The organism is Roseburia sp. AM23-20 (assembly GCF_003470905.1).
GTDB classification, from domain to species: Bacteria; Bacillota; Clostridia; order Lachnospirales; family Lachnospiraceae; genus Roseburia; species Roseburia rectibacter.
The window spans coordinates 530,108-554,840 of sequence record NZ_QRHS01000001.1 but is presented as its reverse complement, the minus strand read 5'-3'; the positions used below and the strand labels follow the sequence as shown (position 1 = coordinate 554,840).

26 protein-coding genes and 1 pseudogene are annotated in these 24,733 nt (G+C 41.4%); 25 read left to right on the top strand and 2 right to left on the bottom strand.

Annotated elements, in window-relative coordinates; all coding sequences use genetic code 11:
• Nucleotides 1–56: 56 nt before the first annotated feature.
• The 9 genes and pseudogenes from DW650_RS02580 (at nt 57) to DW650_RS02540 (ending at nt 9,040) form a co-directional block, all read left to right on the top strand.
• Nucleotides 57–1,039 (top strand): annotated as a pseudogene (locus tag DW650_RS02580) (hypothetical protein).
• Between the two features lie 431 nt (nt 1,040–1,470).
• Nucleotides 1,471–1,950 carry a DUF2975 domain-containing protein gene (locus DW650_RS02575; protein WP_117919139.1) on the top strand — a complete coding sequence of 160 codons (480 nt, stop codon included), beginning with the start codon at nt 1,471–1,473 and terminating at the stop codon, nt 1,948–1,950.
• A 93-nt stretch (nt 1,951–2,043) separates the two neighbouring features.
• On the top strand, nt 2,044–2,262 hold the full coding sequence (locus DW650_RS02570) for a helix-turn-helix domain-containing protein (RefSeq protein WP_117919141.1): 219 nt from the start codon (nt 2,044–2,046) through the stop codon (nt 2,260–2,262).
• A gap of 101 nt (nt 2,263–2,363) precedes the next feature.
• Nucleotides 2,364–3,875 (top strand): DUF4153 domain-containing protein, encoded by a 1,512-nt coding sequence (locus DW650_RS02565; protein WP_243102842.1) that lies wholly within the window; start codon nt 2,364–2,366, stop codon nt 3,873–3,875.
• A 111-nt stretch (nt 3,876–3,986) separates the two neighbouring features.
• Nucleotides 3,987–5,204: a BMP family ABC transporter substrate-binding protein gene (locus DW650_RS02560; protein ID WP_118208997.1), complete on the top strand. Its 1,218-nt coding sequence runs from the start codon at nt 3,987–3,989 to the stop codon at nt 5,202–5,204.
• A 14-nt stretch (nt 5,205–5,218) separates the two neighbouring features.
• Nucleotides 5,219–6,925, top strand: coding sequence for a methyl-accepting chemotaxis protein (locus DW650_RS02555; RefSeq protein WP_243102841.1), 1,707 nt, complete (start codon nt 5,219–5,221; stop codon nt 6,923–6,925).
• Nucleotides 6,926–6,967: 42 nt separating this feature from the next.
• Nucleotides 6,968–7,477: an NUDIX hydrolase gene (locus tag DW650_RS02550; protein ID WP_118208995.1), complete on the top strand. Its 510-nt coding sequence runs from the start codon at nt 6,968–6,970 to the stop codon at nt 7,475–7,477.
• Between the two features lie 192 nt (nt 7,478–7,669).
• Nucleotides 7,670–8,149, top strand: coding sequence for a methylglyoxal synthase (locus DW650_RS02545; protein ID WP_117919149.1), 480 nt, complete (start codon nt 7,670–7,672; stop codon nt 8,147–8,149).
• 15 nt (nt 8,150–8,164) lie between these two features.
• Entirely contained in the window at nt 8,165–9,040 is an 876-nt protein-coding gene (locus DW650_RS02540) for a DegV family protein (protein ID WP_117919151.1), read from the top strand.
• A 165-nt stretch (nt 9,041–9,205) separates the two neighbouring features.
• On the opposite strand, the gene DW650_RS02535 is transcribed toward DW650_RS02540, so the two are convergent.
• The gene (locus DW650_RS02535; protein WP_118208994.1) at nt 9,206–10,555 is read right to left on the bottom strand and encodes an MATE family efflux transporter; all 1,350 of its coding nucleotides are present in this window, start codon (nt 10,553–10,555) and stop codon (nt 9,206–9,208) included.
• Nucleotides 10,556–10,714: 159 nt separating this feature from the next.
• On the opposite strand from DW650_RS02535, the gene DW650_RS02530 reads away from it, so the two are divergent.
• From DW650_RS02530 to DW650_RS02495, 8 genes are all read left to right on the top strand, one after another.
• Entirely contained in the window at nt 10,715–11,596 is an 882-nt protein-coding gene (locus tag DW650_RS02530) for a LysR family transcriptional regulator (protein WP_118208993.1), read from the top strand.
• A gap of 165 nt (nt 11,597–11,761) precedes the next feature.
• Nucleotides 11,762–13,042, top strand: coding sequence for an adenylosuccinate synthase (locus DW650_RS02525; protein WP_117919157.1), 1,281 nt, complete (start codon nt 11,762–11,764; stop codon nt 13,040–13,042).
• Between the two features lie 17 nt (nt 13,043–13,059).
• Complete coding sequence (locus tag DW650_RS02520) at nt 13,060–13,662, top strand: HAD family hydrolase (RefSeq protein ID WP_118208992.1); 603 nt, start codon at nt 13,060–13,062, stop codon at nt 13,660–13,662.
• A 181-nt stretch (nt 13,663–13,843) separates the two neighbouring features.
• Nucleotides 13,844–14,791, top strand: a complete 948-nt coding sequence (locus tag DW650_RS02515; protein WP_118208991.1) for an ABC transporter ATP-binding protein — start codon at nt 13,844–13,846, stop codon at nt 14,789–14,791.
• Complete coding sequence (locus tag DW650_RS02510; RefSeq protein ID WP_117919163.1) at nt 14,791–16,911, top strand: Gldg family protein; 2,121 nt, start codon at nt 14,791–14,793, stop codon at nt 16,909–16,911. Before DW650_RS02515 ends, DW650_RS02510 begins: the two co-directional genes overlap by 1 nt.
• A complete protein-coding gene (locus tag DW650_RS02505; RefSeq protein ID WP_117919165.1) occupies nt 16,911–17,561 on the top strand; it encodes a DUF4340 domain-containing protein in 651 nt (216 codons plus the stop codon). Before DW650_RS02510 ends, DW650_RS02505 begins: the two co-directional genes overlap by 1 nt.
• A gap of 268 nt (nt 17,562–17,829) precedes the next feature.
• Nucleotides 17,830–18,276: a MarR family winged helix-turn-helix transcriptional regulator gene (locus DW650_RS02500; protein WP_241070969.1), complete on the top strand. Its 447-nt coding sequence runs from the start codon at nt 17,830–17,832 to the stop codon at nt 18,274–18,276.
• The gene (locus tag DW650_RS02495; protein WP_118208990.1) at nt 18,273–19,634 is read left to right on the top strand and encodes a citrate/2-methylcitrate synthase; all 1,362 of its coding nucleotides are present in this window, start codon (nt 18,273–18,275) and stop codon (nt 19,632–19,634) included. The genes DW650_RS02500 and DW650_RS02495 overlap by 4 nt, the downstream gene beginning before the upstream one ends.
• A gap of 22 nt (nt 19,635–19,656) precedes the next feature.
• Here DW650_RS02495 and DW650_RS02490 read toward each other — a convergent pair whose 3' ends face one another.
• Nucleotides 19,657–19,872: a hypothetical protein gene (locus DW650_RS02490; protein ID WP_241070970.1), complete on the bottom strand. Its 216-nt coding sequence runs from the start codon at nt 19,870–19,872 to the stop codon at nt 19,657–19,659.
• Nucleotides 19,873–20,111: 239 nt separating this feature from the next.
• Between DW650_RS02490 and DW650_RS02485 the strand changes: the two genes are divergently transcribed.
• From DW650_RS02485 to DW650_RS02450, 8 genes are all read left to right on the top strand, one after another.
• Entirely contained in the window at nt 20,112–20,615 is a 504-nt protein-coding gene (locus tag DW650_RS02485; RefSeq protein ID WP_117919172.1) for an SEC-C metal-binding domain-containing protein, read from the top strand.
• Nucleotides 20,616–20,689: 74 nt separating this feature from the next.
• Nucleotides 20,690–20,914: a hypothetical protein gene (locus DW650_RS02480; RefSeq protein ID WP_241070971.1), complete on the top strand. Its 225-nt coding sequence runs from the start codon at nt 20,690–20,692 to the stop codon at nt 20,912–20,914.
• A 173-nt stretch (nt 20,915–21,087) separates the two neighbouring features.
• Complete coding sequence (locus tag DW650_RS02475) at nt 21,088–21,405, top strand: DUF1540 domain-containing protein (RefSeq protein WP_117919176.1); 318 nt, start codon at nt 21,088–21,090, stop codon at nt 21,403–21,405.
• 217 nt (nt 21,406–21,622) lie between these two features.
• Entirely contained in the window at nt 21,623–22,210 is a 588-nt protein-coding gene (locus tag DW650_RS02470) for a zinc dependent phospholipase C family protein (RefSeq protein WP_118208988.1), read from the top strand.
• 181 nt (nt 22,211–22,391) lie between these two features.
• Nucleotides 22,392–22,559, top strand: a complete 168-nt coding sequence (locus DW650_RS02465) for a Spo0E family sporulation regulatory protein-aspartic acid phosphatase (RefSeq protein WP_117919180.1) — start codon at nt 22,392–22,394, stop codon at nt 22,557–22,559.
• 269 nt (nt 22,560–22,828) lie between these two features.
• Nucleotides 22,829–23,263 (top strand): division/cell wall cluster transcriptional repressor MraZ, encoded by a 435-nt coding sequence (gene mraZ, locus DW650_RS02460; protein ID WP_117919182.1) that lies wholly within the window; start codon nt 22,829–22,831, stop codon nt 23,261–23,263.
• Between the two features lie 11 nt (nt 23,264–23,274).
• Nucleotides 23,275–24,213: a 16S rRNA (cytosine(1402)-N(4))-methyltransferase RsmH gene (gene rsmH, locus DW650_RS02455; RefSeq protein ID WP_118208987.1), complete on the top strand. Its 939-nt coding sequence runs from the start codon at nt 23,275–23,277 to the stop codon at nt 24,211–24,213.
• 15 nt (nt 24,214–24,228) lie between these two features.
• Nucleotides 24,229–24,732 (top strand): hypothetical protein, encoded by a 504-nt coding sequence (locus tag DW650_RS02450; protein WP_118208986.1) that lies wholly within the window; start codon nt 24,229–24,231, stop codon nt 24,730–24,732.
• Nucleotide 24,733 lies beyond the last annotated feature (1 nt).

Genomic DNA, 24,733 nt, shown 5'->3' with positions numbered 1-24,733 from the left:
CAAAAATGAAAAGCGGGAGATCTGGATGAGCCTCCTGCACACAGGAGGAACCGAATATGAAGAAGAGCACACAGGTATCAGAAAAGATACCGACAGCCAACCGTCAGTACAAAGACACTGTATTCCGCATGCTGTTCTCAGAGAAAGAGAATCTCTTATCCCTGTACAACGCAGTGACCGGAAACCATTATCAGAATGCGGAAGCCCTTAAGATCGTCACGTTGGAAAACGCAATCTATATGGGAATGAAAAATGACCTGGCATTTATGTTAGAGACGAATATTTATCTCTATGAACATCAGTCAACGATCAATCCCAATATACCATTGCGGGATCTGATCTATATTGGGATTGAGTATCAGCAGTTTGTGAACGATAAGTCACTGTATTTGTCAAAGCTGCAGAAGATTCCGGCACCGAAGTTTATGGTGTTTTATAATGGAACGGATGCAGTGGACGACCGGGTCGAACTGCGTTTGTCTGAGGCATATGAGCATCTGGCTGGAGAGCCGGATTTAGAGTTAAAAGTTCTGATGCTGAATGTGAACGAAGGACACAACAAAGACCTGATGGAACAGTGTCAGACATTGAAGGAATATGCCATTTATGTTGCGAGAGTCCGAAAATATGCATCAGCGCTGAATCTGAATGATGCAGTTGAAAGGGCAATCACGGAATGCATCAAAGAAGGAATCTTAGTCGATTTCTTGCGGAAGAATCGCTCGGAGGTAATGTGAAAAATGAGATTTTTCACATGCAAGTTTGTACTTACGTCCAAACTTGTTATGCGCAAAAGACAGCGTAAAAAGGAGAAAAGATGGTAAGTATATTAGAGTATGATAAAGAATGGGAAGAAAAGAAACTCCGAAAGGCAGAATATGAAGCTGGTAAAGAGGAAGGCAAAAACGAAGGAATTGAAATAGGCAGAGAAGAAGCTATGGCAGAAATGATTCACAATATGATTAAGTCCGGCTTCCCAATAGAAAAAATCATAGACGCAACTGGAAAAACACTCTCAGAAATAGAACAATATTTATAATCGAGCAGATAAAGACGACGTTATTCGGAATATGTACAGATTGGGTTATTCTACAGAAAAGATTGCCGAAGATGTTGATAAAACTATAGAAGAAGTGGAAAAAATATTTAAGGAATAATCAACGATGATATCGGATTAAAAAATAATGCAATGAGCGGTAAATAACAAAATCCTCTATAAACAGAAAAACAGGTGGCAGGTAGCATCTGGCTGTTTATAGGGGATTTTATTTGTTCTGACGAAAAAGGATGAAAAAGTACAAATATTATTTTATAATAAAACTTTATTGATATACGATAAAAACATATTGCAAAAAATAAAATATATGTGTATAATAAAATGCAGGAAGAAGCAAGTTTGGATTCAGCATTTTTGCAGTCAAAAACTTGAAAGCTGAATTGAAAAATGAATCAGAAAAAGGAGAAGTATTTATGCAGCAAAAAGAAATTTCACGATGGTTAAAAGCAATCACAATTGTACTGGCACTGATGGGAGCGGTGTTTTTTCTGTATATTATGCCGGTACTTGCGATATCATGGAGAGATGCGGATGAAACACTGGCGTATCTTTTTATGCCGGGACTGTTGTACGGCTGGTGCATAGGGGTGATCTGTTATGCGATTCTGTACCAGTTCTGGAAAGTATGTGTGCAGATTGGAAAAGATAATTCATTCTCGAAAGAAAATGCAAGATGTTTTCGAAATATCAGCCATTTCGCATTACTGCTTGCGGTTGTGTGGTTTGCAGGAATTGTTTTTCTGGTATTTTTAGCAGTCAGACAGCCGGGAGTCAGTATTTTTATGATTACTGCGGTTTTGATTTCAGTTATGATATCCATTTTGGCAGCAGCATTATCACATCTGATTCTGAAGGCTTATGAATTAAAACAGGAAAATGAACTTACGATATAATGAGAGCAAGAGAGTCAACATGCTTGTATGATTGACGAACGACGAATTGGATCATGTGCTGATTTTGCACATGATATAGTGAAGGAGAGAAAAATGGCAATTATCATAAATATAGATGTAATGCTTGCAAAACGGAAAATGAGTGTGACCGAACTTTCGGAAAAAGTAGGCATTACAATGGCAAATATTTCCATACTGAAAAATGGAAAGGCAAAAGCAATCAAAGTGGACACTTTAAACAAGATCTGCCGGGCATTGGACTGCCAGCCGGGAGATATTTTAGAATATGTTAAAACAGATGAGGAAACTTAACGTTTTGTGTGAAATGAAGCGGAATCATAACAGGTTATGGAAAGATGAAGCGGGAACATGACAGTTTATTGGAGAAGGAAGAAGAGAAGGGAGCATAAAAAATGGATCAGAATCTTACAGTCAGTTACGAGGAGCAAAAAGCGCAGTGGCAGGAAAAAAGAAAACAGCAACAGAAAGAAAATGCGGAGATTTTTAAGAAACTTGCGCCGGCAAGTTTTGTTTACGCACTGATCTATACGGTCTGTATTTACAAAAATATGACAGGAGCTGCAGTGCTTCTGTGGGTTGCGGCAACGATCGGATATATTTGTTACATCGTTAAAACGGTAAAAGAAAGGAAAATTTTTAACACAACAATATTTTTCGCTGCATATATGCTGATTCTGGCGGTCAATACATTTACGACCGGAAATGAGTGGATTATCTGGATGAATTATTGCTGGATTTTTGCATTCACAGTGTGCTTCCTTATACGAAATCTGGCAGATAAAAATCAATGGGATTTTTGGGAGTATCTGTGCAGTGGAGTAAATGCTGTATGTGGAGCGATTAGCAGTATTACAAGACCATTTGGTGATGGAAACGATTTTATCCGTTTACGTGAGAAGAAGGAAAATGGAAAAGTGCGTGAGATCCTGATCGGAATTGCAATAGCAATACCGGTGGTTCTTCTGATCGGTGGATTGTTAGTGTCAGCAGATCTGGTATTTTCAAGTATGATCACAAAATTTTTTGCAGGAATCAGGATTCCGGCAAATCTGGCAGGAATTTGCTGCATGTTATGCTTTGGTTTTATTTCATCTTACTGTGGTGTCAGATATTCGGCATATAGAAAAGAACGGCAGGACAGGAAAACAAAAATTTTTACAGAAACGACAGCGATGCTTACGGTAACAGTCCTGGTTGCAGTATTATATGTTGTATTCTGCGGCATACAGATCATATATCTGTTTGGCGGTGGCGGGGAGCTTCCGGAAGGAGTTACCTATGCCGAATATGCAAGACAGGGATTTTTTCAGCTTCTTTTGGTATGCATCTTAAATCTTGGAACAGTTCTTGTAATGGAACATTTCTTTCAGAGGAGCAGGGCAGCAGATATCGTCTGGACTGTGATCTCCGTATGTACGATGATTATGACGGCATCAAGCGCATGGCGAATGATCCTGTATATCAGGGCATATCAGCTTACATTTCTGCGTGTTGTTGTACTGACGGTGCTGGCAGTGATCGCGTTTCTTATGGCAGGAACGATCTGTTATATCTGGAACCGCAGGTTCCCGTTGTTTACGTATGGAATGGCGGTTGTGTGCATCAGTTATGTGCTGTTTGCCTTTGCCCATGTGGATGCTGGGATTGCCGCCTATGATCTGGCGCAGATTGAAAATGGAAATGCCGCGGGAGATTACAGTTATCTCTCATGCTTATCAACCGATGCGGCACCTGTGATCGCAGAGTACTTAAAAGATCATCCGGAAAACATTTATTATGGGGATGAAATGTATAACTGGAAGTGGGAATATATGCAGGAAAATAACAGAATGAACCAGCCTGTGACACTCCGGACATTTAATCTGTCTTATCTGCATGCCCAAAGAGTATTTTCAGAAAAATAGGTCAAAAGTATCAATTTATTGTTATAAAACCAAGATTTATTTACAAATGTTCTCCTGTTTTGTATAATGAAACAAAGTTGTTGTGAAAATTTGTGATGAGGAGAACAAAGGATGAAAGGAAAAAGAGTTGGAAAGCTGATTGTATTGTTTGCAGTGACAGGCATACTTGCAGGATGCGGCGGAAAAACAGGTGGTACGCCGGATGATCATGCAACAAACGATGGTTATTTAACGACGGAAGCAGCCGGAAACGGCAGCGGCAGTTCGCAGTCGGAAACGGGACAGACATCAGGTACAGCAGGAATTGCCAAAGAAGATATAAAAGTTGGTGTACTTTATATCTCAGACCCGGATGAGGGGAGCGGATATTCTTACACACATGATCTGGGCATCGTGGGAATGCAGGAAAATCTGGGATTAAGCGATGATCAGATCGAGAGAAAAATTGTGGACGATTCAGATGCAAAAGCAACGGAGGAGGCAATTGAAGTCTGTATTTCGGATGGATGTAATATTATTTTTACAACCAGCTGGGGTTATATGGAAGTGACGGCAGAGATGGCGGAAAAATATCCGGATATCTATTTCTCACATGGAACCGGCTATATGTCAAATGGAAAGAATTTTAATAATTATTTCGGCCGCATCTATCAGGTAAGATATTTGAGTGGTATCGTAGCAGGTATGAATACAAAGTCGAATAAGATCGGTTATGTGGCGGCACAGGATTCATCAAACTCGGAGGTGACAGGAGGAATCGATGCATTTGCAATCGGGGTTGCATCTGTAAACCCTGATGCAAAGATCTATGTGGCAGTTACAAACAGCTGGTATGATCCGGATAAGGAAAAGGCGGCGTCCGAGCAGCTTTTGGATATGGGGTGCGATGTGATGGCACAGCACTGTGATACGTCATACCCTCAGACTTTAGCACAGGAACGCGGTGATTATGGAATTGGTTACAACTCTGATATGAGTAAGGAGACGCCGGATGCCTGCTTAACGAGTGTGATCTGGAACTGGAGTGCATATTATACTTCAGCGGTTAAGAGCATCATAAACGGAACCTGGGATGGCTCAAATTATTATGGAGGTATGGCAGAGGGACTCGTACAGCTGACGAATCTGGCATCTTTTGCGGCCGAGGGTACGCAGGAGAAGGTGGATGAAGCGACAGCAGAGATCCTAAGTGGAAGCAATAATGTTTTTGATGGGGTGATGGAGACCAATACAGGGGAGACGGTTGGAACAGAGAATGGAACCTTAGATGATGCAACGATTACCGGCGGCATCGACTGGTATTATAAAAACGTTGTGATTGTGGACTAGGGGAGGATAAAATTATGAAATTAACAATTCGGAAAAAAGTTTTACTCTGTTCTTTGATTCCACTGCTCCTGTTAGGCGGGATTATCCTTCTGATCGCATCAACGATCGTAAAAGGTGTGATCATTGATCAGGTGGAAAATTCGTTAAAGGGAACTGCGATCGCAACGCAGGCCGCTTATGACCAGAATGCAGGAACTTATTTACAGGCAGAAAATGGGGATATCTGGAAAGGAAGTTATAATATTTCCCAGTCGGAAAAACTGGTTGATACGATTAAACAGGAGTCCGGGATGGATGTAACATTTTTCTACGGATCGCAGAGAATCATGACCTCCGCAGTTGACAAAAATGATAACAGGATATTAGGAAGTCCGGCGGGGGATAAAATTGTTGAAAAAGTATTAAATGGCGGCGAGGGGTATTTCAGCGATAATGTATCCATGGATGGTACGATTTACTACGGATACTACGTTCCAGTCTATCAGAAAGGTGACAGCAGTACTCCGGTCGGAATGGTATTCGCAGGTGCAGAAAAAGAGAAAATATCCAACAGCGTCATAAAGATCATCAATACGATCGTAGCGATCGTACTTGTGGTACTTGTCATCTGTATTATAATCGTGGAGATCAGCGCAACTTCCATTACACGTGCATTAAAAAAGGGAATCGCCAGTGTGCAGGAAGTGTCAGCAGGACATCTTGATGTAGCGTTTGACAGTAAAATTTTAGAGCGGAAAGATGAAGTCGGTGATCTGACGAAAGCAATACAGAATCTGCAGAATGAGCTGCTAAAGATCATTAAGGGTATCAAGGAAAGTACGGATATGCTGATGGAGGCATCCAATACGTTAGAAGATACCTCCCATCAGACTTATGATGGAATGCGTGAGGTGGAGGCAACCGTTGATTCTGTTACAAACGGTGCAAATTTACAGGCAGAGGATGCGAAGAAGGCGTCAGATAATGTGAAATATATGGGAAATCTGATCATTGAGACAGGAAAGGCAGCAGATGAGCTGAATGACAGTGCAGATCAGATGAAGCAGTCAAGCGATGCAGCAGTTGTTACGATCGATGAATTAAAACGTATCAGCGAAGAGGTAAAGGAGGCTGTTGCAACGATCGCAGACCAGACGAAACAGACGAATATCTCGGCACAGAATATTCAGAATGCATCACAGTTTATTTCTGAAATCGCGTCCCAGACAAACCTGCTTTCTTTAAATGCAAGCATTGAAGCTGCACGCGCAGGTGAAGCGGGAAAAGGTTTTGCAGTTGTGGCATCAGAGATACAGAAACTTGCAGAACAGTCCGATACGGCGAGCGGTAATATAGGTGAAATTGTAAATACTTTGATCGCAAATTCCGAACGTGTGGTTGAGACGATGGGCAGGACACAGGAAATTATTGAAAAACAAAATATGCATATTGAGAGTACGGAACAGATGGTAAACGGTGTCATGGGTGAGATTGATGCATCTATCGAACGGATCCGTCAGATTGAGAGCCGGACAAGAAAATTAGAGAGTGCAAGAGCAGAGATCATAGATGTCATCGATTCCCTGTCGGAGATTGCACAGCAGAACGTTGAGGGAACTATGCAGACGAGTGCATCTATTACCGAAATAACGGACAGCTTTCAAAATATTGAAGATTCCACAGAAAATCTGCGTAATATGGCAGATATGCTTGCACACAATATCAGACATTTTAATATATGATAAAAATACGGCCCTAAGCTGCAGAATACGGAGGCAGAAAAGATGGAAGTGCTTGCTGTTTTTGATGAGAAAAATTATGATGACACAACGAAGGTATATGAGAAATATAATGTGCGTGGAGTAATCTTCCGGGATGGAAAGATTGCAATGCAGTGCAGTACGGATGGCGAATATAAGATGCCGGGCGGTGGAATGGAAGAGGGGGAGAAGTTGTCAGAAACCCTGAAACGCGAGATCAGTGAGGAAACCGGACTTACAGTTTTAGAGGATTCATGGCATGAACTGGGAGAAATCCTTGAGATGCGCCGTGACATATTTGATCCGTCCTGTAAATATATCTGCCATTCATATTTCTTTTATTGTAAGGTGTCAGAGAAAGAAGGAGAACTTCATCTGACTCCAAGTGAAGTGGCAAAAGGGTATTACCTCAGATGGGAGCAGCCGGAAACAGTATATGAAACGAATATGCGGATGGCGAAAGATCCATGGGTCATCCGGGATACGGCGTTTGTGAAAATGATACTGGATGGAAAAGTAAAGCTGCCGGAATAAAAGATTTCGTATCATAATAATAGAATGGCTGGTGTTCACATATCGCTACTGGTCACACAGTATGGGTGAACACCGGTCATTCTATTATTTTTTTGTGGAAGAACGAAGAAAAATATGTTATACTTAACGATATGTATTGCAGAAAAATTGAATTGGTATGCAATAGATACAGGCACAGACAGATAACGGAGGATGGCGCATATGAATGAAAATTATGTAACACTGACCATTGGAAAACAGAAAAATATAGCACTGATCGCGCATGACAATAAAAAGGCAGAGCTGATCGCATGGTGCGAAACAAATAAAGAAATCTTGAAAAATCATTTCCTTTGTGGAACAGGAACCACGGCACGCATGATCACGGATCAGACAGGACTCCCGGTTCGTGGATATAACAGCGGTCCTCTTGGTGGAGATCAGCAGATCGGAGCAAAGATCGTTGAGGGAAAAGTTGACTTTGTCATTTTCTTCTCTGATCCATTGACTGCACAGCCACATGATCCTGATGTAAAGGCATTGCTTCGTATTGCACAGGTATATGATATCCCAATCGCAAACAATAAAGCATCTGCAGATTTTATGATCAAATCAGAGTACATGAATGAAGAGTACGAGCATGAGGTGATCAACTTCAAAGAAAACATCAAAAAACGTTCGGAGACATTATAAGGGGGAACATTTTTCATGAGCAACGTAGCAATCGTATCAGACAGCAATAGTGGAATCACACAGAGTATGGCAAAAGAACTTGGAATTACCGTGATGCCGATGCCTTTTTTTGTGGGAGATAAGACACTGTATGAAGATATTGATCTGTCACAGGAAGAATTTTACCAGATGCTATCTGAGAAGACAGACATCCATACATCCATGCCACTTGTAGGAAATGTCACAGACACCTGGGATGAACTGTTAAAAGAGTATGATGAGATCGTGCATATTCCAATGTCATCCGGACTCAGCGGTTCCTGTGAGACTGCCATTATGCTTTCACAGGATTACGATGGAAAGGTACAGGTGGTTAACAATCAGAGAATTTCTGTTACACAGCGGCAGTCCGTTTTAGACGCGATCGCACTTTCGAAACAGGGAAGATCTGCATCTGAAATTAAAGAGATCTTAGAGCGGGATAAATTTGAATCGTCTATTTATATTATGGTGGACACACTTTATTATCTGAAAAAGGGCGGCAGGATCACACCGGCGGCTGCAGCACTCGGAACATTGTTAAAGTTAAAACCGGTACTTCAGATCCAGGGGGAAAAATTAGACGCATTTGCCAAGGCAAGAACTGTAAAACAGGCAAAGAGCATGATGATCGAGGCAATGAAGAACGATTTTGCCAACCGCTTCAAAGATCCAGCCGGAGAGCATATGTATCTTGAGATGGCATACACGCATGACTTGGAAGCGGCAGAGAACTTTAAGAAAGAAGTGCAGGAAGCATTTCCAGGCATGGAGATCCGTATGGATCCGCTTTCACTTAGTATTTCCTGCCATATCGGACCGGGAGCATTAGCAGTGGCATGTTCAAGAAAGATTCCGGAACTGGAAGAGTAATCAGAAAATAAAAGAAAGTAAAAAATATATAAGAAAATCGGTTGGAGACTGAATTTCATAAGAAATTTAGTTTTCAACCGATTTTTATTTAATACATTCCTATTCTTCCCATTGCCTGAAAATAAGAAAAATCTAAGTGTCTGATTTAGATTATATTGTTTAGGATCATGATAAAGTATGACCGTGCAGTTTGATTTTTTTATGTTTCCATATGATATAAGTGATCATCAGAGGAATACCGGCGCCCACCCAGGCAGCAGGATCAGCAAGGCAGATCCCCTGATAACCGAGTGGTTTCTGCAGGAGTGCGATCGCAACAAAGCGGCATACCAGCTCGATCACGCCACTCAACATTGGAACAAGTCCTTCGCCTAATCCCTGTAAGGCATTGCGGTATAAAAAGATCATGGCAAGCGGGAGAAAAAACCAGCTCACTGTTTTTAAATACATCATGGCGTAGGAGAAAATCTCATCGGAAGGATTGCTTACAAACCAGCTTACGATAAATTCTCCACCGAAAATACAGATGGCAGCACCGATGGCTGCTGCAGCGATACAGATGAAAAATCCTTTGCGCATACCGTCGAAAATACGGTTGTATTTTCCTGCACCGAGATTCTGACCACAGTAGGTTGCCATGGCGGTACCGAGCGTCGGCATGGTCTGAGTTGCGATATTGTTGACCTTAGAGGCAGCTGTAAAGGAAGCAACCACACTGGAACCAAACACGTTGACAGCACTCTGCAGGATCATGGTTCCAATGGCGGTGATGGAGTAATTTAATGCCATTGGGATACCGATCGAGAGCATGTTAATGACACCCGGGCGATCCAGATAATAATCCGCTTTTGTTGTGCGAAGGATCTCAAACTGCCGGAACATATGGATAAAACATAAAATTGCGGAGATTCCCTGCGCAATGATGGTGGCATAGGCGGCACCGGCGGTCCCTGCTTTTAGTATCACAATAAATAAAAGATCCAGTACCACATTTAATATAGAAGAAAAAATCAGGAAGTAAAGCGGTGTTTTGCTGTCCCCGATTCCCCTTAAAATACCGGCTGCCACATTGTAGAGCATCGTTAAGATGATACCTGCAAAAATAACTTTGATATAGGCATCTGCCATGGAAAGTATATTATCCGGTGTGTGCATCCAGACTAAAAACAGACGGGATGCCGCAACAGTCGGAATTGTGAGGATTGCCGAAACGATCACGGTTAAGATCAGAGAGAGCGCAACATAGTGTTTTAACAAACGAAAATCTTTTGCACCGAAAGCGTGTGATATCATGACGCCAAATCCCTGTGCGATACCGGTTGCAAATCCGAGCACCAGAAACATGATGCATCCGGTAGAACCAACGGCGGCAAGTGCTTCTTCACCGAGATATCTTCCCACGATGATCGTGTCTACCATATTATAAAATTGCTGGAACAGATTCCCTAATAAAACCGGAATAGAAAAAAGCAGTATAATTTTAAGTGAACTGCCGGTGGTCATATCTTTTGTCATGCTACTGGAAACTCCTTTCAAACTTTGGTATGATAATAAACATGTAAGGCTTAGTATACGTCAGGAAAATCAGAAATACAAGCGGAAAATATGACTTTTTTCCTAATTTTAAAAATGGACAGCTCCTTCACAACAAGTTGCCCGGAAATGAGGATTAAAATGGATATTAATTTGGAATACTATAAGATATTTTATTATACAGCAAAGCAGAAAAGCATTACTCTGGCGGCAGAAAAACTTTCTATCTCACAGCCTGCGGTCAGTCAGGCAATCAAACATTTAGAAAAAGATCTTGGCTGTGCATTATTTGTAAGGACGGCAAAGGGAGTTCGCCTGACAAAGGAAGGGGAGATGCTTTTTTCTTATGTGGAGCGCGGCTACGAGGCAATTCTTTCCGGGGAGAGGAGGCTTCTTGAGATGCTCAATCTTGAAAAAGGAGAGATCTGCATCGGTGCAAGTGATATGACGCTAAAATATTATCTGCTGCCTTATCTGGAGCGGTTTCATGAAAAATATCCTAATATCCGGGTAACCGTGACAAATGCGCCGACACCGGAAACCCTGCAGCATCTTGCAGATGGCAGAATTGATTTTGGAATCGTAAGTTCTCCGGTTGAACCGCAGGGCTGGCTTAAGATCATTCCGGTCAAAGAGATCCGGGATGTTTTTGTAGCAGGGAAAAAATATAAAGAGCTCTGTGGGAAAAAGATGAAATACAAAGAACTTTCGGAATACCCCCTGATGTGTTTAGAGGGAAGCACCTCAACGAGACATTATGTGGAGGCATTTTTAAGGGAAGAAGGTGTGACGGTGTCCCCGGAATTTGAACTTGCCACCAGTGATATGCTGATTCAGTTTGCGCTCCGTAATCTCGGGATCGCAAGTGTGATGGAAGAATTTGCAAAAGAGTATGAGGAGGATGGCAGACTTTTTAAGCTGCAGTTTGAAAAAGAGATTCCGGCACGGAAATTCTGTATCGTGTTAAATGAGAGGATCCCGATGTCTGCGGCTGCGGCAAAGCTTTTAAAAGGACTTTTATAAATTCACATAATGAATGATTATATCAGATATAAAGAATATTAATTTTACTTATAGAAAAACATCATGTATAATCAGTAAGTAAAAACAGGGAATGGGTGACAGTTTTTACGCTGCCACCTTTTTTTCCGGACAGGAATAGCATAGAAAAACTAGGAGGATATTCAAATGGTAAAAGCAGTCGTTGGAGCCAACTGGGGCGATGAAGGAAAAGGAAAGATTACAGATATGCTTGCAAAGGAAGCAGATATTATCGTACGTTTCCAGGGTGGTGCAAATGCAGGTCATACGATCGTAAATGATTACGGAAAGTTTGCACTTCACACATTACCGTCAGGCGTATTTTACGGACACACCACAAGCGTGATCGGCAATGGTGTCGCTTTAAACATTCCGGTACTTATGAAAGAAATCCAGTCTATCGTGGAGAAAGGCGTTCCGAAGCCAAAGATTTTAGTTTCCGACCGTGCACAGATGGTGATGCCTTATCACATTTTATTTGACCAGTATGAGGAAGAGCGTTTAGGCGGTAAATCTTTCGGTTCCACAAAGTCAGGTATCGCACCATTTTATTCTGATAAATATGCAAAGATCGGTTTCCAGGTCAGCGAGTTATTCGATGAGGAACTGTTAAAAGAAAAGGTTGTCCGTATTGCAGAGACAAAGAATGTACTCTTAGAGCATTTATATCATAAACCACTGATCAATCCGGATGAATTATTAGAGACATTGCATGAGTACCGCGATACTATCGCACCTTATGTATGTGACGTTTCTTCTTATCTTGATCAGGCAATCAAAGAAGGCAAGACTATTTTATTAGAGGGACAGCTTGGTACTTTAAAAGATCCTGATCACGGAATTTACCCGATGGTTACATCTTCTTCTACATTAGCAGCTTACGGTGCGATCGGAGCAGGTATCCCGCCATATGAGATCAAACAGATCGTAACAGTATGTAAGGCATATTCTTCTGCAGTCGGAGCAGGTGCATTTGTCAGCGAGATCTTCGGTGATGAGGCAGATGAGCTTAGAAGACGTGGTGGTGACGGCGGTGAGTTCGGTGCGACTACAGGACGTCCGAGACGTATGGGATGGTTCGATTGTGTGGCAAGTAAATATGGCTGCCGTCTGCAGGGAACAACAGATGTTGCATTCACGGTACTTGATGTACTTGGATACTTAGATGAGATCCCGGTATGCGTTGGCTATGAGATCGACGGAGAAGTGACCACAGATTTCCCGACAACTGCAAAATTAGAGAAGGCAAAACCGGTATTAAAGAAACTTCCGGGATGGAAATGCGATATCCGCGGAATCAAAAAATACGAGGATCTTCCGGAAAACTGCAGAAAATATGTAGAATTTATCGAGGAGCAGATCGGATACCCGATCACCATGGTATCAAACGGACCGGGAAGAGATGACATCATTTACCGCACCAAATAAGAAAAAGGATATCTGGTATGATAAAAAATATTATTTTTGATGTAGGCATGGTGCTGGTCAACTGGGATCCACATGCGGCATTTCAGAAGTTAGGTTTTGATGAAAAGACGGAGGAAGCAGTTGGGAATGCGACTGTTTATTCGGATGCATGGAATGAATCAGACCGCAGTGTTCTAGATTCTGATGAACAGCTTGTGGTATTTGTTCAGAATGCACCGGACTACGAAAAAGAGATCCGTATGTTCTGGGACAATGTTGGAATGGCGATTTACCAGTATGAATATTCACGTGCATGGATTCAGGAACTGAAAAAGAAAGGTTATCATGTATATATCCTTTCTAATTATGGAAAATGGACTTATGAGCACACTACGGAAGCACTGTCGTTCTTAGAAGATGTAGACGGTCAGGTGTTCTCCTTTGAAGTTCACCAGATCAAGCCGGAACCGGAAATCTATCAGACTCTGCTGGACAAATTTAAACTGACGGCAGATGAATGTGTATTTTTAGATGACCGCAGGGAGAATGTCGAGGCAGCAGAAGCGCGGGGGATTCATACGGTATTATTTACAACGTATCAGGAAGCCTTGGAAAAATTAAAAACATACGGTGTTGTGTAAGAATTTACATGATCCTGCCTGTTATAAGGGCATATAAAACAAAGAGCTGTTTTCACAGATGTGGAGATGGCTCTTTGTTTTTACGTTCACACTTTTATCACAGATTCATCCACTTTTAAACACAATTACACGTTACCCTTATAAAGTAATATTTAGGGAATGGAATAAGGAGGAGAAAAACGTGATTGAAATCAATCATCTGGTAAAAAAATACGGCAGTCATGTCGCCGTTGATGATTTGTCGCTCACAGTAGAGCCTGGCAGAATTTACGGCTTTTTAGGACCGAATGGTGCCGGAAAATCAACAACGATGAACATTATTACCGGCTACCTTGCAGCAACAGGCGGTGAGGTAAAAATCAACGGATTTGATGTGTTAAAACAGCCGGAGAAAGCAAAAAAGTGTGTGGGGTATCTGCCGGAGTTGCCGCCTCTTTATATGGATATGACGGTAAAAGAATATCTGGATTTTGTGGCTGAATTAAAGAAATTAGATAAGAGCCTGCGGGCAGGTTATGTGAAAGAAGCCATGAAAATTACAAGAACGGAGGAAGTATCAGGAAGATTGATCCGCAACCTGTCAAAAGGTTACCGTCAGAGAGTCGGTTTTGCACAGGCGGTACTTGGATATCCGGAAATACTGATCTTAGATGAACCGACGGTAGGATTAGACCCGAAACAGATCATTGAGATCAGGGATCTCATCAGAGAACTTGGAAAGAAACATACAATTATACTCAGTTCTCATATTTTGTCTGAAATCTCTGCTGTCTGTGATCATGTATTTATTATCTCTCATGGAAAACTGGTTGCCAGTGATTCGACAGAGAATCTGCTGGAGCGGATGACTGGTGCACAGGAGATTGAACTTTTGCTGAAAGCGGAAGAAAATGAGGCAGAGACGGCAATCCGCGAGATTGCACAGGTAGAACGGTGTGAAAAAACAGAGGCGAAAGAGGATGGTACAGTAGGGCTTCTTGTGACAGCAAAAAAAGATGCGGATGTAAGGGAAGCAATTTATCACACCTGTGTGGAACATCATATGCCGATCTTAGAGATGAAAGCAGCATCGAAGTCCTTAGAGGATGTATTCCTTGAACTTACCGCACAGGAAGGAGGAACAAAATAATGTTTGCAATTTTTAAACGTGAGATCAGATCCTATTTCCAGACTGTGGTGGGATGGCTTTTCATAGCGGCGGTACTTGCTTTATATGGTTTATATTTTTATGCTTATAATTTAAGATCCGGTTCGCCTTACGTATCGTATTCACTTTCGGCAGTCGCATTTATTGTTATGATCGCAGTACCGGTACTTACGATGCGCAGTTTTGCGGAGGAGAGGCATACAAGAACCGATCAGCTGATGCTGACATCTCCTGTTCCGCTTGGTAAGATCGTGTTTGGCAAATATCTTGCCATGGTCGGAGTATTTTCCATTGCTATGGTCATCGTTGCACTGACACCATTATTTTTATCAATTTATGGCTCGGTTCCGCTTGGAGAAAGCTATGTTGCTATCTTAGGATTCTGGCTGTATGGCAGTGCGTGCATTTCGGTCGGTATGCTGATGTCGGTTGTAACCGAAAGCCAGGTTATTGCAGCAGTTTTAGGGTTTGCAGCACTGTTTCTGGGTTATATGATGTCAAGTATTACCAGTATGATCTCGCAGAGCGGTAATATTCTGACAAAAATATTAAATGCATATGATCTTTATACGCCGCTGGATAAATTTATGAACGGCTGTCTGGATCTTACAGGCGTTATTTATTTCCTGTCTGTGATCGGGATCTGCCTGTTTTTAAGCTGCCAGCTGATCCAGAAACGCAGATATTCTGTCAGCACAAAAAAGATCGCACCGGGTGCGTTCTCAATTGGTATGATCGTTGTTGCTTTTGCAATCGCAGTTGTTGTGAACCTGGTGGCAGATGAACTGCCATCCACAGCCACAGCGATCGATGCGACATCTACAAAGTTATATTCTATTACAGATACAACAAAAGATTACTTAAAGACGCTTGATTCGGACGTTAATATTTATGTGCTTGCAGCAGAGAAAAATGCGGACAGTACACTTTCCGAAACGCTGCAGCGTTATGAGGATCTGTCTGACCATATAAAAGTAAGCTATATCAACCCGTCAACAAACCCGACATTTTTCCAGAAATATACGACGGAAGCACCGACCTCAAACAGTCTGATAGTGGTGAGCGATGCACGTTCGAGGGTGATCGATTATAATGATATTTATGAATATTCCTATGATTATTCTTCTTATACAAGAAGTCTTGACGGATATGATGCAGAGGGACAGATCACAAGTGCACTCCAGTATGTGACAAAAGATTCAAGTGAACTGCCGGTTGTTTATGAGATTACAGGACATGGTGAAACTGCACTGTCCGGTGGATTTACTGAGGCAGTTGAAAAAGCCAATATGACACTCACAGAGCTGACATTGTTAAAAGAAGATGCAGTGCCTGAGGATGCATCGGCGATCATTATCAATGCACCAACATCAGACTTTTCAGCAGATGATGCAAAGAAAGTGACAGATTATCTGGAAAAAGGTGGAAAGGCACTGATCACGACAAATTTCCAGTACAAGGATCTGACAAATTTTGAAAGTATTTTAAAAGCGTATGGCATTGAGCGTGTGGACGGTATTGTCATGGAAAATGACAGTTCCTACTATTATAATAACATTCCGTATTATCTGCTTCCGGAAGTAGAGAGCAGTGATTATACATCATCTGTCAGCGGCAAATATATTTTTGCACCGTACAGTGAGGCGTTCAGTTATGACGGATCTTCCGATGATGTGACATACACAGCGCTGTTACAGACAACGGATAAGTCTGTTTCGAAAATTGATGCCGGCAACGCGACAACTTCTGAAAAAGAGGATGGAGATATTGAAGGTCCGTTTACGATCGCACTTGCTGCAGAAAAAACAGTAGATGATACATCGTCCCAGATTGTTGCCATTGGTTCCATGGAATTGTTTACGGATTCTACGGATCAGATCGTATCAGGAAGCAACGTATCCATGTTTACGGATATCGTGACGAATCTGACCGGGGGAGCAGATAATGATACCAGCGTCATTCCGGTAAAAGATTATAAGATGAGCACGATCACGATCACATCAATTTCCACGATTATCGGCGGACTGGTGGCAAGCATTTTTATACCGGTTGTTCTGATCGTCATTGGAGTTGTGATCTGGGCAGTAAGGAGGAAAAAATAATGCAGAAACAGAAAAAACAGATGGTCATTCTGGTCATTTTGCTGATATTACTGATCCTTGCCTATATAGGTGTTCATTTTTACAGTAAAAAGCAGGAAGAAAAAGAGGAAGCAAAGACGGAGGCAGAAAAGATAACGGTAACAGATATTGAAGTTTCTGATATCACACAATTTTCTTATGTGCTGGATGGAACAACGCTTTCCTTTACAAAAAATGGAACGGAATGGATTTATGACGATGATCAGTCCGTTGATATTGATGAAAGTGCATTAGAGACACTTCTGAAAAAAGCAGCGAAGATCACAGCGACAGATGAGGTTACAGAGTACGACAGTCTTACTGATTTTGGACTGGATGATCCTTCTAATACGATTACACTAAAAACGGATGCCGGACTTACCACTATCTATATTGGAAGTCAGAATGAGATCACGAATGAGTATTATTTAAAAACAGGTGAAAGTGATACTATCTATGTTGTAGACAGTGCAACAGCAACCGGATTTGATAAAAGTATTGAGGAGCTGACAGCAAAATCCGATGATACGGAAACAGAAGAACCGTCAGAAGCCGTGGAGGAAACAGAAACAGCAACAGTGGTGCCAAATGATACAGAGACATTGGAAATAGAAGAAACAGAGACGAAATAGCAGAATTGCATGATAAACTTGCAGAGCTGCTGTTGTAAATGAAAAAAGTACCGGATTGCGGATGAATGCAGTCCGGTATTTTTTTGATAATCGCTGTTGGTTGTACAGTATGTGTGGACAACAACATTTACATAAGTTCATAAATTATTAATTTGACACATTTTAGAAAAAGGGGTAACATAAGTATTAGAAAGTTCATTAATGAACTAATCCAAACCGCAAAACAGTGAAAAAATATTTGCCATAAGAAAAAGAATGTGGAGCAGGGATGATGTACAGTGAGTATGAATTGTTTGGAACCAACCAGCAGATGAGAAAAGTGATCGAGCAGGCGTGTGAACGGCTGATGGAGACCTATGGACTGCGTCACGTGGAACTGGATATCCTTTATCTGATTTCCCATGAAAAGCAGAAAGATACTGCAAAGGATCTGATCGAGATACAGCATTTGTCCAAGGCTCATATTTCGAAATCAGTGGATAATTTAAAGCAGCATGGTTATATTGAACTGATCGCAGATGAGGAAGACCACAGAAGGATACACATTCGCATGACTGGTAAGGCAAAACCTGTGCTGGAAGAATTTGAGCAGATCCGGGCGGATATTTTGGAACGTCTGTTTGCGGGAGTGACAGAAGAAGAACGCAGCTGCTTAAAGCGTGTAATGGGTAAGATTATGAAAAACATTCAGGCAGAACAGGAGGATGGGGTATGAACCAATATGGAGATTTTGGAAAAGAAACGGAAGAACTGATGATGATATGTGAACGTAACGACAGGATCCCGCCGGAGCTGTTTAAAGAGTTCGGTGTAAAACGTGGTTTAAGGGACGTAGATGGAACCGGTGTACTTGCAGGAATCAGCAATATCTCAAGAATTGATGCATTTAAAACAGAAAATGGAAAAAAGATTCCGTGTGACGGACAGCTCTGGTACCGTGGTTATAATGTGATCGATCTGATCCAGGGATTTGAAGGGAAACGTTTTGGATTTGAGGAAGTGGCATATCTTCTTTTGTTTGGTGAACTGCCGGATACTGCAAAATTAGGAGCATTCAAGAGCATGCTCGAAGAGTGCAGACAGCTTCCGACAAACTTTACCAGAGATGTCATTATGAAGGCACCGAGCAAGGATATCATGAATTCACTGACAAGAAGTGTGCTGACACTTGCTTCCTATGATGAGACGATCGCAGACCAGGAACTTCATACACAGTTAGAACAGTGTATCAAACTGATCAGTGTATTTCCGATGCTTGCGGTATACGGCTACCATGCATATAACCATTATATCTGTGATGACAGCCTTTATATCCATCGTCCGCAGGAGGGGCTGTCTGCAGCAGAGAATCTGCTTCTTATGCTCCGACCGGATAAGGCATACACGGAACTGGAAGCGCGCGTGCTCGATATAGCACTGGTGCTTCATATGGAGCATGGTGGAGGAAATAACTCTACATTTACAACAAGAGTTGTAACATCCTCCGGATCTGATACATATTCTGTCATGGCAGCAGCACTTTCTTCCCTGAAAGGACCAAAACACGGTGGTGCCAATATCAAGGTTGTAGAAATGATGGATGATATGAGAAGCCATGTAAAGGACTGGGGAGACAGGGATGAAGTTAAAAACTACTTAGAGCAGCTTGTTGACAAACAGGCATTTGACCGCAAAGGCCTGATCTATGGCATGGGCCATGCCGTTTATTCGCTTTCTGATCCGAGAGCACGCGTGTTCAAAAGTTTTGTGGAACGGCTTGCTGTGGCAAAGGGAAGGGAAAAAGATTTTGCACTTTACAGTATGGTGGAGAATCTTGCACCGGAAGTGATCGCAGAAAAACGTCATATTTACAAAGGAGTTTCAGCAAATGTTGATTTTTACAGTGGATTTGTATACAGCATGTTAGACATTCCGTTAGAACTTTATACACCGATCTTTGCGATCGCCCGTATTGTCGGATGGAGTGCACATCGTATGGAAGAACTGGTAAATATGGATAAGATCATTCGTCCTGCATACCGGAGCATTATGCCGGAGAAAGTGTACGTGCCGTTAGAAGAGCGAGAACAGTAACAAAAAATGAGCAGAAGAAAGATTATTCTTCCTTCTGCCCGTTATTTTTTTTGATCATCTTATATACAAAGGAATATGCCCAGACCAGAACTGGGATGATCACAGTTGCATAAACCGAAGCCATCAGCATATCCATGTAGTTCTCATTGGAAGAGAGCGCACAGAAAATGGTGGAAATATAAAGCCCGGCTAAGATGACGGCGCCGGAAATGGCGAGGATACGTTTTATTTTTTTCAAAGTAAGACCTCCAGTTTTATATATGTTTACCGGCATGATGTGAGTCAAAGACAGACAAAATACCGCAGCTGTACTAAGATTATCCTAGCCGAAAGTATCAGAAGAGTCAAGAAAAATAAAGACGGCATGAAATGCAAACATCATAAATTAATGAATTGCAAAAACAGTGGATGTTTGCTATAATAGTACATGCATGTTAAATGCAACCACAATTCACATAGAAAACGAGGAAACAGACTATGGCATTATTAGAACAGTGGCAGAAAATTGCCTATAATGAGAAAACAGACAGAGGGGAATTACAGAGATTCTGGCAGAGATATTTCCTTTTGGAAAAAGGCGTATATGAGAAGCTTCTTACAAACCCGGATGAGAAGGTTGAGGGAACTGTAAAAGAGCTTGCTGATAAATATAATCTGAGCATCATGGAGATGACAGGTTTCCTGGATGGAATCAATGACAGTTTAGTAGAGCCGAATCCAATCGATACCATGGAGGAGGATACAAAAGTAAGCCTTGCATTTGATAAAGAAAAATTATACAAGAACATGGTAGATGCAAAGGCTGACTGGCTGTATGAGCTTCCTCAGTGGAATGAGATCTTCGATGGTGAGACAAAAAGAAGACTGTACTTAGAGCAGAAGAAGTCTGGAACTGTTATTGTTGGCAAAAAGATCGGACGTAACGATCCATGCCCATGCGGATCTGGCAAGAAATATAAATACTGCTGTATGAATAAATAAGTAAAACAAAATCCCGGTGTTTTGAAGATTATCAGAACACAGGGATTTTTATGTATCTGAAAGGAGAACATTGTATGAAAAAATTAAAAGAATTTTTTGCAGATATGACAGAGAGCGTTTCTGTTACAAAACTGGATGGAACTTTGATCGTTGCAATAGCAGCACTCTCCGGTGTGATCATCGGAATGTTGATCTCACCGCGCAAGAATGCAAAATATGGCTGTGATAATGGCACAACTTATATCACCAACAATGGAGAAGAGGACGACTGGGACTGGGATGAAGAGGACCGGGAATAAAATTTTATGATAAAAATCCGGATATTGTCAAAAAAATATGCTCTCTAATCTGCCGGAAAGGCATAAATTTCCCCAAAAGAGAGAAACTAATACCAGACAGTCAGATCATTGCGAAAGAAATGATAAAAATACGAAAGACTGTCCCCTTTTTATAAGGGATGAAAGGAGAAAAAATGACAATTCTGGATTGTTCAGTTACAGGCTGTATTTACAATGAGGCAAACTGTTGCCACAAAGGCAGTATCAAAGTGGAGGGAGAAGACGCAAAAGAATGTGAAGATACCTGCTGTGGAAGTTTTGTGGAGCGTGGGGATAAATGCGCAAAGAATGTAACGAAAGATGCACCGAAAAATATTGATGTATCATGCTGTGCTACAAATTGTGTCTTCAATAAGGCAGAAAAGTGTGATGCAGAGCATATTGGTATCGCGGGCGGTGATGCATGTAACTGCAGGGATACAGAATGTGCAAGTTTCTGCTGTAATTCATAACAACAGATTTGCATGGAAAACCGGAGATTTGTATTGGAAAGTCTCCGGTTTTTCTTATGGTAGATATAAAATCCGACACAGAACGTACAGAAAATGTTCAGAAATTCTTAACTTGTATTTCAATCAGATGGGACGTATAATGCGAGTAGGAAATAAGTCATGATCATAGCTTACATTTTTGTATGACAGGGATGTACTGGAATGGGAGGCTTTTAGAATGAGGAAAAAATCTCATATTTCTCTTGCGAAATATATCGTAAACAGTCTTGACGACAAAGAATTAAAAAAACATAGGTTGTCGTTTTACATTGGAAGTGTTCTTCCTGATATCAAACCTTCTTTTGTTTATAAAAGGCATGAGATCAATGGAACGTTCCCTTATGTGAAAAAGCATATTGCCCGGTTGTCGGAAGGACAGAAGGTTATGAATAAAAAGGGTGGAAAATATTACAGGGATTTAGGACAGGTCAGTCATTATCTTGCAGATTATTTTACATTTCCACACAACAAAATATATCCGGGAGGATTCAAGGATCACTGCTCTTATGAAGAAAAATTAAAACGTGATCTGAGATCTTATATCAAAAGCGGGGAAGCTGAGAGACAACATGTGCCGGGTGGACATTTTATGGATGCAAAAGCTCTCTGCGATTATATCCAGAAAGCGCATGATGATTATATTGAGCGAAAACATGATGTTTCAGATGATATTACACATATTGTTGAGGTGAATCGTAAGGCGATTGAAGGAATGATAGAAGTTCTTGCGAGAAAGAGCGAAAATCACCGTCTGAAACACTCATAAAGTGGAAAATTGCAATAGCTGCTGTCGAAAAATGGGGAGAAGTGGCATGCTGTTTTGATTGATTTTTGCATGATTTAGGAGTAATATGTAAATATCAGAGAAAAGGGTGTCATAAGTACTATAAACCGCCAGCAACGCGATGAAAGTGGCATAGGAATCTTGGCAGTTAAGGAGGATTCATATGAACAGAATCGAAGAAATTCAAAGAGAAATTGAGTCTGTCAGATCAGAACTCAATCAATCATTTTTACAGAACGATGAATTCGAGGAATATTATCGAAAAAGTACGGAACTAGACAAGCTGATCGAAGAATACTTAGAGAGAAAACAGCAGGTACAGATGAGCTGACAGACAGTCGAATATGGAAAATATTATTTATAAGAACGATAGGACAAAGGTACTACCGTTCTTTTTTTGTGCAACAAATTAGCGACATTACCATAAAAAACCACTGGAAAATCAAGGAAATTCTTGATTTTTTCTTAAGAGTGGTTTAAGATGTATATAAATGTGGAGGAAAGTGGTACGAAATGGTACAAAGTGGTAGATGAGATCCTGTTTGGTGGAAGATCAGATCTTTAGGATTTTAGTTCCACTTAAAGGCAGGTGTTTGTGTTATGTTCATGGGAGAATACAATCACACAGTGGATCCAAAAGGCAGACTGATCATCCCTGCAAAGTTCAGAGAGCAGCTTGGCGATGAATTTGTAGTGACAAAGGGATTGGATGGATGCTTATTTGTGTATACCAAAGAAGAGTGGCACAACATCGAAGAAAAGTTCCGGGGGATTTCCATGACCTCTAAGGACGCCAGAAAATTTTCGCGTTTTTTCTTCGCAGGAGCAGCGGCACTAGAACTGGACAAGCAGGGAAGAATTTTACTTCCGCCGGTTTTGAGGGAATACGCTGATTTACAAAAAGATGTCGTCTTAGTCGGCGTGCTGAGCCGTGTGGAAATCTGGGATAAAGACAGATGGCTGGAAAATACTTATGATGAGGACGAGATGGATGATATCGCAGAACATATGGCAGAGTTAGGATTTAGCATTTAGAGGTGAGGACAGTGGAATTTCATCATTATTCTGTATTATTAAATGAGACAATCGAAAATTTAAATATCAGACCGGATGGAATCTATGTGGACGGAACCTTAGGCGGTGGCGGACATTCTTATCAGATCCTGAAGCATTTGGGGGAAAATGGAAGACTGATCGGCATTGATCAGGATGCAGATGCGATCAGGGCAGCCGGGGAACGCCTTACAGAGTTTGGAAATAAAGCGACACTGATCCGCAGCAACTATGCCAATATGAAAGAAGAACTGCACGCGATCGGAGTGGACAAAGTAGACGGTATTGTACTTGACCTTGGTGTCTCTTCCTTCCAGTTAGATACACCAGAGCGTGGATTTACTTACCGGGAACCGGATGCACCGCTTGATATGCGTATGGATGACAGACAGAGCCAGACAGCAAAAGATATTGTCAATGGATACAGTGAAATGGACTTATACCGTATTATCCGTGATTACGGGGAAGATAAATTTGCAAAAAATATTGCAAAACATATTGTAGCGGAACGTCAAAAGAAAACGATCGAGACAGCAGGAGAACTGACAGCTATTATACGGGCAGCTATTCCGATGAAAGTACAGGTAACCGGAGGGCATCCGGCAAAGCGTACATTTCAGGCGATCCGTATTGAGTTAAATCACGAACTTGAAGTGCTTAGAGATCATTTAGATGAGATGATCGATCTTTTGAATCCGGGTGGAAGGATCTGCATTATTACATTCCATTCGTTAGAAGACCGTATTGTAAAATCAAATTTTAAGAGAAATGAAAACCCATGTACCTGTCCGAGTGATTTTCCGGTCTGTGTCTGTGGAAAAGTTTCAAAAGGAAAAGTGATTACAAGAAAGCCGATTCTTCCATCGGAGAAGGAACTGGAAGAAAATTCGAGGTCAAAAAGTGCAAAACTTCGTGTATTTGAACGAAGATAGTTAGGGAGGAATATTATGAGAGATCAGACGGAGAGGAGAGCTTCCGGAAGAAATTATTATGTGGATGGCAATACGGTGCGCCGCATGGAAGCAGTACCTGATTACCGAAGAGAAAGACGGGAAAGAGAAGAAAGAGAACGGGAAGAACAACTGCGTAGAAGAAAACGTCAGGTAAGAAGAAATCAGGAACGTCAGCTTCGGATGAGCAAGAGTTATGTGATATTTCTTACCATGGCAGTGATCGTATTTGGCGTATTTGCAGGAACCTACATAAAAATACAGTCAGATATGACGGCAAGAATGAATACGATCAGCAATTTAGAAAGCCAGATCGCTGATTTAAAGGCAGATAATGATGAGGCATATAAGAGAATCCGTATGTCTGTAGACCTTGACAGTGTCAGGGAAAAAGCATTAAATGAGCTTGGAATGTCATATGCAAAAGAATCCCAGATTATCTATTATACTGTTGACAATGATGATTTTATGAACCAGTACAGTGAAATACCGCAGAAATAGA

What these genes read in the sequence shown, in the direction of transcription:
- DW650_RS02575 (WP_117919139.1), top strand. Translation starts at nt 1,471, where the DNA reads ATGCAGCAAAAAGAAATTTCACGATGGTTAAAAGCAATCACAATTGTA.
- DW650_RS02570 (WP_117919141.1), top strand. Translation starts at nt 2,044, where the DNA reads ATGGCAATTATCATAAATATAGATGTAATGCTTGCAAAACGGAAAATG.
- DW650_RS02565 (WP_243102842.1), top strand. Translation starts at nt 2,364, where the DNA reads ATGGATCAGAATCTTACAGTCAGTTACGAGGAGCAAAAAGCGCAGTGG.
- DW650_RS02560 (WP_118208997.1), top strand. Translation starts at nt 3,987, where the DNA reads ATGAAAGGAAAAAGAGTTGGAAAGCTGATTGTATTGTTTGCAGTGACA.
- DW650_RS02555 (WP_243102841.1), top strand. Translation starts at nt 5,219, where the DNA reads ATGAAATTAACAATTCGGAAAAAAGTTTTACTCTGTTCTTTGATTCCA.
- DW650_RS02550 (WP_118208995.1), top strand. Translation starts at nt 6,968, where the DNA reads ATGGAAGTGCTTGCTGTTTTTGATGAGAAAAATTATGATGACACAACG.
- DW650_RS02545 (WP_117919149.1), top strand. Translation starts at nt 7,670, where the DNA reads ATGGCGCATATGAATGAAAATTATGTAACACTGACCATTGGAAAACAG.
- DW650_RS02540 (WP_117919151.1), top strand. Translation starts at nt 8,165, where the DNA reads ATGAGCAACGTAGCAATCGTATCAGACAGCAATAGTGGAATCACACAG.
- DW650_RS02535 (WP_118208994.1), bottom strand. Translation starts at nt 10,555, where the DNA reads ATGACAAAAGATATGACCACCGGCAGTTCACTTAAAATTATACTGCTT.
- DW650_RS02530 (WP_118208993.1), top strand. Translation starts at nt 10,715, where the DNA reads ATGGATATTAATTTGGAATACTATAAGATATTTTATTATACAGCAAAG.
- DW650_RS02525 (WP_117919157.1), top strand. Translation starts at nt 11,762, where the DNA reads ATGGTAAAAGCAGTCGTTGGAGCCAACTGGGGCGATGAAGGAAAAGGA.
- DW650_RS02520 (WP_118208992.1), top strand. Translation starts at nt 13,060, where the DNA reads ATGATAAAAAATATTATTTTTGATGTAGGCATGGTGCTGGTCAACTGG.
- DW650_RS02510 (WP_117919163.1), top strand. Translation starts at nt 14,791, where the DNA reads ATGTTTGCAATTTTTAAACGTGAGATCAGATCCTATTTCCAGACTGTG.
- DW650_RS02505 (WP_117919165.1), top strand. Translation starts at nt 16,911, where the DNA reads ATGCAGAAACAGAAAAAACAGATGGTCATTCTGGTCATTTTGCTGATA.
- DW650_RS02500 (WP_241070969.1), top strand. Translation starts at nt 17,830, where the DNA reads ATGATGTACAGTGAGTATGAATTGTTTGGAACCAACCAGCAGATGAGA.
- DW650_RS02495 (WP_118208990.1), top strand. Translation starts at nt 18,273, where the DNA reads ATGAACCAATATGGAGATTTTGGAAAAGAAACGGAAGAACTGATGATG.
- DW650_RS02485 (WP_117919172.1), top strand. Translation starts at nt 20,112, where the DNA reads ATGGCATTATTAGAACAGTGGCAGAAAATTGCCTATAATGAGAAAACA.
- DW650_RS02480 (WP_241070971.1), top strand. Translation starts at nt 20,690, where the DNA reads ATGAAAAAATTAAAAGAATTTTTTGCAGATATGACAGAGAGCGTTTCT.
- DW650_RS02475 (WP_117919176.1), top strand. Translation starts at nt 21,088, where the DNA reads ATGACAATTCTGGATTGTTCAGTTACAGGCTGTATTTACAATGAGGCA.
- DW650_RS02470 (WP_118208988.1), top strand. Translation starts at nt 21,623, where the DNA reads ATGAGGAAAAAATCTCATATTTCTCTTGCGAAATATATCGTAAACAGT.
- DW650_RS02465 (WP_117919180.1), top strand. Translation starts at nt 22,392, where the DNA reads ATGAACAGAATCGAAGAAATTCAAAGAGAAATTGAGTCTGTCAGATCA.
- mraZ (WP_117919182.1), top strand. Translation starts at nt 22,829, where the DNA reads ATGTTCATGGGAGAATACAATCACACAGTGGATCCAAAAGGCAGACTG.
- DW650_RS02450 (WP_118208986.1), top strand. Translation starts at nt 24,229, where the DNA reads ATGAGAGATCAGACGGAGAGGAGAGCTTCCGGAAGAAATTATTATGTG.